9 protein-coding genes are annotated in these 12856 nt (G+C 63.4%); 3 read left to right on the top strand and 6 right to left on the bottom strand.

Annotated elements, in window-relative coordinates; genetic code table 11:
* Positions 1-8: 8 nt before the first annotated feature.
* The 3 genes from GJ695_RS14810 to GJ695_RS14800 all read right to left on the bottom strand — a co-directional run bounded on the left by GJ695_RS14810 (position 9) and on the right by GJ695_RS14800 (position 3860).
* A complete protein-coding gene (locus tag GJ695_RS14810; RefSeq protein WP_154365970.1) occupies positions 9-1166 on the bottom strand; it encodes an ABC transporter substrate-binding protein in 1158 nt (385 codons plus the stop codon).
* A 163-nt stretch (positions 1167-1329) separates the two neighbouring features.
* A complete protein-coding gene (locus tag GJ695_RS14805) occupies positions 1330-1851 on the bottom strand; it encodes a tetratricopeptide repeat protein (protein ID WP_154365968.1) in 522 nt (173 codons plus the stop codon).
* Positions 1848-3860 (bottom strand): bifunctional 2',3'-cyclic-nucleotide 2'-phosphodiesterase/3'-nucleotidase, encoded by a 2013-nt coding sequence (locus GJ695_RS14800; protein ID WP_229260537.1) that lies wholly within the window; start codon positions 3858-3860, stop codon positions 1848-1850. Before GJ695_RS14800 ends, GJ695_RS14805 begins: the two co-directional genes overlap by 4 nt.
* Before the next feature lie 185 nt (positions 3861-4045).
* Between GJ695_RS14800 and prfB the strand changes: the two genes are divergently transcribed.
* From prfB to lysS, 3 genes are all read left to right on the top strand, one after another.
* A protein-coding gene (prfB, locus tag GJ695_RS14795) for a peptide chain release factor 2 (RefSeq protein ID WP_154365965.1) occupies positions 4046-5150 on the top strand; the annotation gives its coding sequence in 2 pieces (ribosomal slippage) (positions 4046-4126 and positions 4128-5150; 1104 coding nt in all).
* Complete coding sequence (locus GJ695_RS14790; protein ID WP_154365963.1) at positions 5150-5818, top strand: HAD family hydrolase; 669 nt, start codon at positions 5150-5152, stop codon at positions 5816-5818. The genes prfB and GJ695_RS14790 overlap by 1 nt, the downstream gene beginning before the upstream one ends.
* A 25-nt stretch (positions 5819-5843) precedes the next feature.
* Entirely contained in the window at positions 5844-7382 is a 1539-nt protein-coding gene (gene lysS, locus GJ695_RS14785) for a lysine--tRNA ligase (protein ID WP_154365961.1), read from the top strand.
* A 53-nt stretch (positions 7383-7435) separates the two neighbouring features.
* Here lysS and GJ695_RS14780 read toward each other — a convergent pair whose 3' ends face one another.
* The 3 genes from GJ695_RS14780 to ppnN all read right to left on the bottom strand — a co-directional run bounded on the left by GJ695_RS14780 (position 7436) and on the right by ppnN (position 12695).
* Positions 7436-8491, bottom strand: coding sequence for a GGDEF domain-containing protein (locus GJ695_RS14780; protein WP_154365959.1), 1056 nt, complete (start codon positions 8489-8491; stop codon positions 7436-7438).
* Between the two features lie 86 nt (positions 8492-8577).
* The gene (locus tag GJ695_RS30650; protein ID WP_154365957.1) at positions 8578-11184 is read right to left on the bottom strand and encodes a winged helix-turn-helix domain-containing protein; all 2607 of its coding nucleotides are present in this window, start codon (positions 11182-11184) and stop codon (positions 8578-8580) included.
* Positions 11185-11324: 140 nt separating this feature from the next.
* Positions 11325-12695: a nucleotide 5'-monophosphate nucleosidase PpnN gene (ppnN, locus tag GJ695_RS14770; protein ID WP_154365955.1), complete on the bottom strand. Its 1371-nt coding sequence runs from the start codon at positions 12693-12695 to the stop codon at positions 11325-11327.
* Positions 12696-12856 lie beyond the last annotated feature (161 nt).

The raw sequence follows: 12856 nt of genomic DNA, 5'->3' as shown, positions 1-12856 counted from the left end.
TGGCGGCCTTACTTGGCCAGGACGACTTTGCCGTCTTTGACTTCGCCGAACACGGTGGTCTCGGCGTTGATGGCTTCGTGGTTGTCCTTGCTATACGGCTTGTTGTAGCTGGTGACGACGCCGTCCACCTTCTCGCTCAGATTCTCCAGCGCGGCCTTGACCTTCGGGCCGTCGGTGCTGCCGGCCTGCTTGATGGCGGCGGCCAGCAGGTAGATCGAGTCGTAGCCCTGGGCGGCCGACACCGGCGACGGCATGCGGCCCTGCGGCGGGTTGTAGGCCTTGATGTAGGCGTCGATGAAGGCCTTGCGTTTCGGCGTGTTCGGGTCCTGGATGAAGGTCTGCGGCATGCGGGTGCCGTTGCCGTTCTTGCCGGCGTTGTCGATGAAGTTGGCCATCGACAGGGTCCAGCTGCCGATCAGCGGCACTTTCCAGTTCAGCTTTTCCATGCCGTTGGCGATCTGCGCCAGCTCGGGGCCGATGCCGTAGGTGAGCACCACTTCGGCGCCGGCCTGCTTGGCCTTGAGCAGCTGGGCCGTCATGTCGACGTCCTTGATGTTGTACTTCTCGACCGCGACCGGCTTCATGCCGCGGCTGGTGAGCACCTTCTCCAGGTCTTCGCGGCCCAGCTGGCCGTAGTTGGTGGAGTCGGCCAGGATGGCGACCTTTTTGAACTTGCGATTGTCGACCGCTTCCTTGATGATCATCTGCGACTGGATCTGGTCGTTGGCGGAGTTGCGGAAGACGTAGTTTTCAGGCTGGTCGGCAAACTGCTTGGTGATGATGGAGCCGGTGGCGACGTTGTTCATGACCGGGATCTTGGCGTCCTGGTAGAAGCGCTGCGAGGCCAGCGCCACGCCGGTGTTGATGTAGCCGACGGTGGCGACGACTTTTTCCTTATTGATGAGTTCCTGGGCGATCTGCACGCCGCGTTCCGGCTTGGCTTCGTCGTCGCGTTCGACCAGCACGATCTGCCGGCCCAGCACGCCGCCCTTGGCGTTGATGTCGGCCACGGCCAGCTTGACGCCGTCGCGCATCGACACGCCCATCGGCGCCGAGCCGCCGGTGAACGGACCGGCGACGCCGATCTTGATGGGATCGGCCGCCTGGGAGGATGCCGAGAAAGCTAAAGCCAGACCTGCAACAAGCATGTTCAACTTGAAGTTCATGTGTCATCTCCTGTTTATACAACGTTTTTTATAGTAGTCGTACGCTGGAAAATCGCCCCATCGAAAACCATTGTAGGTTAGTAGAAGTTCATCAGCAACAGATAGATGTGCGGCATCGCAGCAAGCGCGGCACGCGCTTGCGTTGTAAGCATGGCGTAAGGATTTACAGGCCGGGGACGGCCAGCTTGAGGGCGCGGTTGGCGAAGCGCATCTGGGTTTCGGCCAGCGCTTCGTTGCGCTCGAAGCCCATGGAGCCGTCGCGCAGACCGATGGCCATGGCCATGACGGCGTCCGGATATTCGAGGTCGGCGGCTTTTTCGATCCAGCGGCGGGCGGCCAGCTCGTCGCGCTTGACGCCGTCGCCGGCAAGGTAGAGCTTGGCCAGGGCGTACATGGCGGCCGGGTTCTGGTGGTCGGCGGCGCGTTGCAGCCAGTGGGCGGCGGCCTTCATGTTGCGCGCGACCGCCATGCCGTTCTGGTACATCAGGCCCAGATAGTAGGCCGCTTGCGGATCGCCCTTCTGCGCGGCGCCGCTGAACAGCTGGAAGGCGCGCGGCAAATCCACCTGCACGCGCTCGGAGCCGCGCAGGCACAAACGCCCTTCTTCCACCGGTCCGGCCGACGCCACGCCGCCCAGCGCGAGGCTGGCGGCAAGAATGGCGAGAGCGCGGCGCGGGATCTTCATTTGCTCAAGTCGATGGCGTAGAGGGCGAAGCCTTTGCCGGCGCCGTCGTCGGCCTTCAGCTGGCTGACGGCGCTCAGGCCGGCGTCGCGCGCCAGGTCCAGCATGCCGGGCGCGGAATGGAACACCACGGCGCCGCTGGTGGCGACCGGCGCGAAACGCCAGCTGCGGTCGGCGCCGTTGCGGGCGCGCGTCAGCTGCCTGGCTTTCTGGATGTAGGCGATCAGCACGTCGCGGCTGGAGTCCGGCGCGGCAAGGATGGTCCGGCTGCCGTCCAGGCCGGGAAAGCCGCCGCCACCGCTGGCGCGGTAGTTGTTGGTGGCGACCAGGAATTCCTGCGTCGGCGACAGCGGCGCACCTTTGTAGTGCAAGGCGACGATGCGCTGGCCAAGCGGCTGCGTGACGTCGATCCGGTAGCTGACGTCGGCGCTGGTAAGCATGTCGAAGTTGAAGCCGGCGAAACCGGTGTTGACCAGTTCCTGCTGCGCGCTGCTGGCCGGGTCGATGCGGTTGAAGCGTTCGGCCGACTTTTCCAGCCAGGCTTTCAGCTGCGCGCCGTTCAGTTTCACCGCGTGCAGCGCGTTCGGGTACAGATACAGGTCGGCGGCGTTGTTGAGCGCCAGGGCGCCCGGCTTGACGTCGGTGTAGTCGGCCACGCCGGCGGCGCCGGTCTTGAACGGCGACGCCATCGACAGCACCGGCAGCGCCGCGTATTGCGGCAGGTTGGCCTTGACGTAGTCCTGCACGTAGGCGGTCTGCGCCTGGTTCACTAGCTCGATGGCGCTGATGTCGCCGACGTCGGCAAAGTAGCTGGTCATGCGGAAGTCGCTGGTGCCGACCGGCGTTTTGACGTATTGAATGGTGGCCGCGTGTTCGTCCGCCACCAGCGGCGCGATGGCCGGATCGGCGGCGACAAAGCTGCGGTCCGGATTCTGGATGCTGCGCGCCTCGACCGTGGTGCGCGTTTTGTCGATCACCCAATGCTGGCCGTCGAACTTCAGGTGCAGGCCGATCACGCCCAGGTGCTTGCCCCACAGGTTGGCCATCACGGCCGGCACGCCGTACACCGTGCCCCTGGTCTTGTCGACGCCTGGCAGGTTGAACGCCGGCAGCGTGCTGGCGGGATTCGGGAACGGCAGGTGCGCGTGGCCGATCAGCATGGCGTCCACGCCCGGCACCTGCGCCAGGTAGTAGTTGGCGTTTTCCATCTGCGGCGTGTACGGATCGCCGTCGATGCCGCCGTGCGACACGGCCACCACCAGGTCGGCGCCCTCGGCGCGCATCCGCGGAATGTATTTCTGCGCTGTTTCGCGCACGCCCTCGGCGTAGACCTTCCCTTCCAGCCAGTGCTTGTCCCACGACAGCACGCCCGGCGGCGTGAAGCCGATCACCCCGACCTTGATGGTGGCGGTCAGCGGCTTGCCATCCGGGCCGGTGGCTTGGATCTGGCGCGTCAGGATGCGGTATGGGGCGAACAGCGGCTGCTTGGTCTTCACGCTGTAGATGTTGGCCAGCACGATGGGGAAGTTCGGGCCGGCGCAGCGCGGCGCGTCGGCCGGCACACCATCGACGTCGAAGTGGCTGGCGGTGACCTGGTTCAGGTACGGCAGGCCGTAGTTGAATTCATGGTTGCCGATGCCCGCCGCGTCCACGCCCAGCTGGTTCATGGCTTTATAAATCGCCAGCGTGTCGCCGCAGGCCACCGGCTTGACCAGCGCCTGGTAGTCGGCCAGCGCCGTGCCTTGCAGGGCGTCGCCGTTGTCGAGCAGCAGGTTGTTCGGATACTCGGCGCGCGCCTGCTTGATCAGCGTGGCGGTGCGTTCCAGGCCCATGGCGGGATCGGCTTGCAGCTTGTAATAGTCGTAACTGAGGACGTTGGCGTGCAGGTCGGTGGTTTCCAGCAAACCCAGCGTGGCCTCGGCGCCGGCCGGCGGCGCGCTGCCTGCGCCATCGTGCGGCAGGCTGGAACAGGCGATCAGCAGGGACGGCAGAGCGAAATAGGCAAGGCGCATGGATGGCATGTCGAAGTTACAGGCTGCGACATTCTATCCGGTTTTGCGCCGGTTTTGTGGCTAAAATGTCAGCATTTCACGCCGATGGCGCGGCTGGCCGGGCTGGCGCCGATTCGCGCTGGGAGAGCGTGGCCGCTTACGGTATAATCCAAGGTTTGATTTCAGCCTGAGAAAAGAAGAATACCATGGAAGCCGAACGCATCAACGCCCTCACCTCCCTGCTCGCCGATCTGACCACGCGCGAAGCCGAACTTCGGAGGTATCTTTGACTTCGATCGCAAGTCGGAGAAACTGGAACAGGTAAACGGCGAGCTGGAAGATCCGGCCGTCTGGAACGACCCGAAAAAAGCCCAGGAACTGGGCAAAGAGAAAAAATCGCTGGAAGCCATCGTCTTCTCGCTGACCAAGGCTGACGCCGACCTGAAAGACATGGCCGACCTGATCGCCATGGCCAAGGAGGAAGGCGACGACGAGACGCTGGAAGCGCTGATCGTCGATGCGGAAGAAGTCCGCAAGGTCATCGAAGGCATGGAATTCCGCCGGATGTTCAACAATCCGATGGACCCGAACAACTGCTTCGTCGACATCCAGTCCGGCGCCGGCGGCACCGAGGCACAGGACTGGGCCTCGATGCTGCTGCGCCAGTACCTGCGCTATGCCGAACGCAAAGGCTTCAAGGTCGAAATCATGGAGCAGTCCGACGGCGAGGTGGCCGGCATCAAGACCGCCACGCTGAAAGTGGAAGGCGAATACGCCTACGGCTTCCTGCGCACCGAGACCGGCGTGCACCGTCTGGTGCGCAAGTCGCCGTTCGACTCGGCCGGCGGCCGCCACACCTCGTTCGTGTCGCTGTTCGTGTACCCGGAGGTGGATGATTCGATCGACATCGAGATCAATCCGGCCGACCTGCGCATCGATACCTACCGCGCGTCCGGCGCCGGTGGTCAGCACATTAACAAAACCGACTCCGCGGTGCGTCTGACCCACGGCCCGTCCGGCATCGTCGTGCAGTGCCAGAACGACCGTTCGCAGCACCGCAACAAGGCCGAGGCGATGGAAATGCTGAAGGCGAAGCTGTACGAACTGGAACTGCGCAAGCGCATGAGCGAGCAGCAGAAACTGGAAGACTCCAAGACCGACGTCGGCTGGGGCCATCAGATCCGCTCGTATGTGCTGGACCAGTCGCGCATCAAGGATTTGCGTACCAACTTCGAAACCGGCAACACCAAGGGTGTGCTGGACGGTGACCTGGACGATTTCATTTCGGCTTCGCTCAAACAAGGCGTGTAATGACCCAACGTGCATTCATCTTCGACATGGACGGCACCATCGTCGACAATATGTCCTTCCACGTGAAATCGTGGCTGGAGTTCTTCCAGCGCCGTGGCCACACGGTCGATGCGGACGAATTCTTCCGCAACACGGCCGGCCGCCAGGGCCATGAAATCATGAGCACCTACATGGGCGCGCACCTGAGCAAGGAAGAAAGCGCGGCCCTCGATTTCGAGAAGGAAGAGCTGTACCGCGAGATGTACGCGCCGCATCTGGCGCCGACCACCGGCTTCGTCGACTTCATCGAACGCGCCAAGGAGGCCGGCATCAAGCTGGCCGTGGCCACCGCCGCGCCGAACGAGAACATCGACTTCACGCTCGACGGCCTCGATCTGCGCAAGGAATTCCACGCCATCGCCGGCGCCGCCGACGTGGCGCGCGGCAAGCCGAATCCGGACGTGTTCCTGCTGGCGGCCGAACGCGCGGGCGCGCTGCCGGCCGACAGCATCGTGTTCGAAGACGCGCCGCTGGGCGTGGAAGCGGCGCGCCGCGCCGGCATGCGCGCGGTGGTGCTGACCACCACCCTGCCGGCCGAAGCGTTTGCGGAATTCGACAATGTGATCGCTGTCGTCAGCGATTTCAGCGCGCTGGATGTGGACGAGCTGTTCGCCTCCGCCACCAACTAATCATCACTTCAAACAGAAATACACCATGACTACGGATCTTCAAGACCAAGCAGGATCGGCCACTCCGCCGGACGAAAACAAGATCATCGCGGAACGCCGCGCCAAGCTGGCCGCCATCCGCGAACAGGGCGTCGCCTTCCCGAACGACTTCAAGCCTGAACACAAGGCCGCCGACCTGCACGCGCAATACGGCGAGAAGTCGCGCGAGGAGCTGGAAGCCGCGCCGGTGACCGTCAAGCTGGCCGGCCGCATGATGCTCAAGCGCGAAGCCGGCAAGAAGGCCGCTTTCGCCACGCTGCAGGACGCCTCCGGTCCGAAGGCCGATGGCCGCATCCAGATCTACGCCACGCTGGACCTGACCGGCGAAGCCGCCATGGCCGCGCTGCACCACTATGACCTGGGCGACATCCTGGGCGTGGTCGGCACGCTGTTCAAGACCAAGACCGACGAGCTGACCATCAAGGTCACCGAACTGCGTCTGATCACCAAGTCGCTGCGCCCGCTGCCGGACAAGTTCCACGGCCTGGCCGACCAAGAAACCAAGTACCGCCAGCGCTACGTGGACCTGATCATGAACGAAGAGACGCGCCGCACCTTCAAGGCGCGTACCGCCGCGATTTCGTCGATCCGCCGCTTCATGGAAAAGAACGAGTTCATGGAAGTGGAAACGCCGATGCTGCACACCATTCCGGGTGGCGCGGCGGCCAAGCCGTTCATCACCCACCACAATGCGCTGGACATGCAGATGTTCCTGCGTATCGCGCCGGAGCTGTACCTGAAGCGCCTGGTGGTCGGCGGCTTTGACCGCGTGTTCGAGATCAACCGCAACTTCCGCAACGAAGGCGTGTCGATCCGTCACAACCCGGAATTCACGATGATGGAATTCTATGCGGCCTACACCGACTACAAATGGCTGATGGACTTCACCGAAGCCGTCATCCGCCAGGCCGCGATCGACGCGCACGGCACCGCCAAGCTGACCTACGGCGGCCGCGAGCTGGATCTGTCGAAGCCATTCCACCGTCTGACCATTGTTGAGGCGATCAACAAGTACGCGCCGTCGTACACCGCCGAGCAGCTGGGCGATGCGGAGTTCATCAAGAAGGAACTGCTGAAGTTCGGCGTCAAGCCGTTCGCCACCGCCGGCCTGGGCGCGCTGCAACTGGCGCTGTTCGAGGAAACCGCCGAGGCGCAGCTGTGGGAACCGACCTACATCATCGACTACCCGGTCGAAGTATCGCCGCTGGCCCGTGCGTCGGACTCGCGCGAAGGCATCACCGAGCGCTTCGAGCTGTTCATGGTCGGCCGCGAGATCGCCAACGGCTTCTCGGAGCTGAACGATGCGGAAGACCAGTCGGCGCGCTTCCTGGCCCAGGTGGCCGCCAAGGACGCCGGCGATGAAGAGGCGATGTTCTACGACGCCGACTACATCCGCGCGCTGGAATACGGCATGCCGCCGGCCGGCGGTTGCGGCATCGGCATCGACCGTCTGATGATGATCATCACCGACTCGCCGAACATCCGCGACGTGCTGCTGTTCCCGCACCTGCGCCGCGAAGAGTAATCCTCGACGCCATCAAAAAAGCCGCTCCATCGAGCGGCTTTTTTTTGCGGCGTTCAAAACAGGGTGATGCTGCCCGTCTCCAGTTCCTGCAGCACGCCCTGCTCCAGCAGCGTGTGGTAGTGAAAGACGCGGTTGCGGCCGGCCTTTTTGGCTTCGTACATGGCGCGGTCGGCGCGTTCCAGCACCGACTTGGGCAGCACCGTGGGAGTGACCATGCTGAAGCCGCCGCTCAGCGTCACTTTGCCCACTTGCGGGTAACGGTAGGTTTCCACCGCCTTGCGCAGGCGTTCGAATAACTGCACCGCTTTTTCCAGGTCGCGCGCTTCGACGATGGCGATGAATTCCTCGCCGCCGTAGCGGAACAGCAGGTCGGTGCGGCGCATCGTCTTGCCCATCACGCGCGAGACCAGCAGCAGGATTTCGTCGCCGATCACATGGCCAAACTGGTCGTTGATCTGCTTGAAGTGGTCGATGTCCAGCACGCCAAGCCAGTAGCAGTCGCGCCGCGCCTGCGTCTGTGCCGTCGATGGCTGCATCGACAGCTCTTCCCACAGCCGGTCCAGCCCGACTTCCATGGCGTAGCGGTTATGCAGGCCGGTCAGGCGGTCGCGCTGGCTGGAATCGAGCAGCGCGTAATAGTTGGAATAAACCTGCAACACGCCAGTCACCACCGCATCTTCGACCTCGGTCAACTTGCCGCCACGTTCGAACACCAGATAGCCGCTCTGCAGCTCGCCGCTGCGCAGCGGATAGCAGAATATCAGGCCGTTCGGTCCCGAGCGGTGGCACGCCTGGCCCAGCAGGCGCACATTATCGATCAGCATATAAATATGCTCGGGCAGATTGGTTTCGTTGCGAATCGCGTCGATCCGCTCGGAGATGCGTTCGGCGCCATCGCTGTCGCGCGTGCCGGTGCGCGAGTGGTGCAGGATGTGCGTCACCTGCTGCTGGCCGTTGATGCGGTACAGCGATGTCTCCAGTACACCCAGTATCGGCGCCAGCGTGCGCAACAGACTTTGTTCGACCAGTTGCGTGTCCCGTATGGCAGTGATCACGCCCAGCTTCTTTAACGTGCCGGGCAAAGGCGACACCGCTCGTTCGGTTGGCATTACAAAATCTCCAGCAAGAATAGTCCGCCGATAATGCCGCCCCGGTCCAGCCATGTCACCATTCCAAAGCATGGGGGATGCGAACGTCAGCGCAGCAAGCCCGCCTGGCGCGCCAGATTCACCGCCTGCACGCGGTTGGCCACATTGAATTTGCTGAAGATCTGCGCCATATGCCACTTCACCGTGTTGATGGACAGGCCCAGATTCTCCGCCACCTCGCGGTTGCTCTGGCCCTGCGCCACCAGCTCCAGCAGGCTGCGTTCGGCCTGCGTCAGCACCGGCAAGACCATCTGGCTGGCGGTGTCGGCCACACAGTTGAGCAAGGTACGCAGATGCGCGGCGGCCACGGCCGACAGCGGCGTGCCGGCGCCAGCCTGTAACCGATCAAGCAGGCGCAACACGCCGTCGCCCTCGTCAAGGAAAGAGCGCACCATGCCGAATTGGGCGCCCTGCTCCAGTGCCTGCGCCATATGCGCCAGCGCTTCGACCGGATCGCCGTCGGCTTCGACGGCCAGCGCCAGCAGCACCTTCAGCTTGACCGCGCGCCACAGGCGGCCGCTGCGTTCGGCATGGCCGATCAGGCGCAGCAAGCTGCTGCGGGCCGCGCCGGCCTGACCGTTGGCGATGGCCAGCCGGGCCTGCGGAATGCCGGCGCCATCGATTTCGTCGCTGGTGAATATCCAGTGCGGCAGCTCGTCGCCGGACGCGGCCGGCTCACCCAGCAAGGCCGCATAACCGCTGATGCTGGCGCGGTTCCCGCCCAGCACCACCAGTCGCGATAGCTCGGCCTCCAGCGCCATCAGCAGTGGTGGCGGCGCGTGCTTGCGCAGCTTCATGCTACTGCATTCGAGCCAGCGTCTGGCCGCTGCCGGCCCATCCTGCAGCGCCATCAGCTTGGACTGGGTGCTCTGCACGCCGACCACGGTCCCCCATGGCAGCGAGATGCCTGCCATGCCGCGCGCGAACTTCAAGCGCGCCGCCACCTCGTCGATGCGATTCATTTCGTACAGCACCATCAGCAGCAGGCCGCCGCCATAAGAGTATAAAAATGCCGGCGGGATGGTGGCGCTGTGTTGCTGCTGCAGTATTTCGATCTGCGCCATCTGCGCCAGCGCAGCGTCAAGGCGGCCCTGCATGGCATCCAGATACGCTTGCAGGAAAATCACCACCGACATCACCGTGACGGCGCCGGAATCGGCGCAGATGCGGCGCGCCTGAACCAGCATCTGCACCGCCTGCGGCAACTGCCCGCAGGCCAGCCGCGCGGCGGCGATGCCGGTGGCCAGCACGCCGCGTTCGTACGGGTGGGCGTGCTGCTGCAGCGGCCAGTAGCTTTCCGCCAGCACCATGTGGGAGTCAACGTCGCCTTCCAGGAAACCCATTAATGGTTCGAAGGCGCGCAGGCTTTCGCCATAGGCCGGATCGCTGTCCGGCAGCATCGACTGGGTACGGAAGTATTCCATCCAGCGGCGCGCGTCGGCGCGGCACGGAGAATACGTCAGTCCGACCAGCAGGCAACGGCTGATGCGTGGACGGCGCCTCAGCAGCGCTTCCGGCAGCTGACTACAGCAGTGCAGTAGGCAGGGGAACTGGGCCCGTACACGCAGCGTTTCCGCCAGCGGCTCCAGCACATCGGCCGCCGTTTCCAGATCGCCGGCCTTGATATAGCAGTCGAAAGCTTCCAGTTCACGGTCGTGTCGTGCCAGCCAGGCGGCGGCGCGCGCGTACACGGCGGCACGGGCGGCGCCGGCCGCCCCGCGCAGACGCACGATGTGGCCGGCAAACAGCGGGTGGTAGCGGAACCAGCGTTCGCCTATCGGCTGGATCGGCAGGCCGGACAGCCGGATGCGGGCAATCAGTTCCAGGCTGTCGTCGCTGGCGCGCACGCAGTCGGCCAGCTCCACGCAAAACGAGTGCAGCGGCGCGGTGGCAATCAAAAACGCCTGAATGTCGTCCGGCTGGGAGCGCAGCACTTCTTCCGCCAGATAGTCGCTCAGGTCATTCATGCCGTGCAGATCGGGCAGGCAGTTGTCGACATTGCCCTGGATGCGCTTCCACGCCAGCACCAGCAGTTCCACCGCCGCCGGCCAGCCTTCGGTGGCGTGGTGCAGCCAGCGCAAGTGGTCGTCGGACAGGAACAGATTGGCCTGATGCAGGTAGTGCTCGGTTTCGGCCGGCACGAAGCGCAGGCTTTCCATGCTCAGTTCCAGCAGGATCTGCTTGGCCTTCAGATTGGCCACGCTGACCTGGTGCAGGCTGCGGCTGGCCAGGTACACCCGCAGGCCGGACGGCAGCACTTCCGCAATCACCGACAACAACAGGCGGATCGTGAGCTCGTCCAGGTGCTCGACGTCATCGAGGAAGAAATGGCGGACGACCGTGGTGTTCAGGGTATGCAGCGGTGCGTCGCTCTCGCCCGACTCGCCCAGCAGCGCCGCGCGCAGGCTCAGCAGCAAACGGGCCGGATCGCGGTCGGCCTGGTCCAGCGTCAGCCAGGCCACCGGCGCCGCCTCGGTCTCGACACGGGCGTGCAGCAGGCGCAGCACGGAGGTTTTGCCAAAGCCGGCCGGGGCCCGCAACAGCACGATACGATATGCGCCGCCTTCAGCCAGCCGGGACAGCACGTCGGGACGCGCCATCAGCGATCCGGCGATCGCGGGCGGCGTTAATTTTTGCGCAACGAAATCAAGCACGATTACCAGTACTCCAGGATCACTAAACCAATTTCAGCTTACATCCGGGATGGTAAACCGTCACCATTCTTTAGAATGGCGGAAATGTCAATTTCTGAAACGCAACACACCCGGCCGCAAATGACCGGGTGTGCGGTTGCTTATTGAATAACGCGGTAGCAAGGCGTGTAAGGCTTGCCGGCCAGCTTCATGCGCGACTGGGCGACGAAGGAGGCCAGCAGCGCGTCCATCGGTCCCATGATGTCCTTGTCGCCGTGGATTTCGAAGTGGCCGTATTTCTCGATGGCGCGGATGCCCTCTTCCTTCACATTGCCGGCCACAACGCCCGAAAAGGCGCGACGCAGGTTGGCGGCCAGCAGGTGCACCGGCTGGTTCTTGTGCAGGCTCAGGTTGCGCATGTTCTCGTGCGTCGGCGGGAACGGACGCTGGAACTCGCTGTCGATCTTCAGGCCCCAATTGTAATAATAGGCGTCGCTGCGCGCCTTGCGGAACTCGCGCACCTGCTTGATCCCGGCCTGCATTTCGCGCGCCACCATCTCCGGATCGTCGATGATGATCTTGTAGCGCTGCTGCGCCGCCGCTCCCAGCGTGTCGTGAATGAACTGGTTGATCTGCACGAAATACTCGCGCGAGGTTTCCGGGCCGGTGAAGATCAGCGGGAATGGCAGCTCGGCGTTATCCGGATGCAGCAGGATGCCGAGGATGTACAGGATCTCTTCTGCGGTGCCGGCGCCGCCAGGGAACACGACGATGCCGTGGCCGGTGCGCACAAAGGCTTCCAGGCGCTTCTCGATGTCCGGCATGATGACCAGTTCATTGACGATCGGGTTCGGCGATTCGGCCGCGATAATGCCTGGCTCGGTGATGCCCAGGTAGCGGCCGCGGTGCAGGCGCTGCTTGGCGTGGCCGATGGTGGCGCCCTTCATCGGCCCCTTCATCGCGCCAGGGCCGCAGCCGGTGCAGATGTCCAGGTCGCGCAAGCCCATGGCGTAGCCGACTTCCTTCGAGTAGTTGTACTCCGAACGGTTGATCGAGTGACCGCCCCAGCACACCACCAGGTTCGGGTTCAGCATCGGCTTGAGCACGCCGGCGTTGCGCAGGATGTGGAATACGGCGTCGGTGATGCCTTCGGTCTTGTCCAGCGCGAACTTGGGATTGCCGGTGATTTCGTCGCTGACGAAGACGATATCGCGCAGCACCGAGAACAGGTGCTCGTGGATACCCTTGATCATTTTGCCGTCGACGAAAGCGATCGCCGGCGCGCCCTTGATGTCCAGCTTGATGCCGCGCTCCCGCTGCACGATGCTGATGTCGAACGAGGCGTAGCGTTCCAGCAGCTCCTTGCCGTCGTCGATGGTGCTGCCGCTGTTGAGCACCGCCAGGGCGCACTTGCGGAATACGTTGTACAAGCCACCCTGGCTGGTGTCGAGCAGTTTATTTACTTCAGCTTTGGAAAGAATCTCCAGCTGGCCTTCGGGGGAAATCTGGGTATCGACAACGTCATGTTCCATGATGCGTAAATCCTATTCAGTTTCTATGGGTGTTGCGCCACCAATATACGACAACTCGGCCGTTCATGGGTTGGCAAATGAAACTGGCAATTTATTAACACAAATGACACAAGTTTGCAGGCGCAGCATCGAAAAGTGCATCGGCTGCCGCGTTGTAGATT

It is taken from the genome of Duganella alba (assembly GCF_009674495.1).
In the GTDB taxonomy this organism is placed as follows: Bacteria; Pseudomonadota; Gammaproteobacteria; order Burkholderiales; family Burkholderiaceae_D; genus Rugamonas; species Rugamonas alba.
Note: the sequence above shows the minus strand (reverse complement) of the source record. Positions and strands in the feature narration are given on the sequence as shown.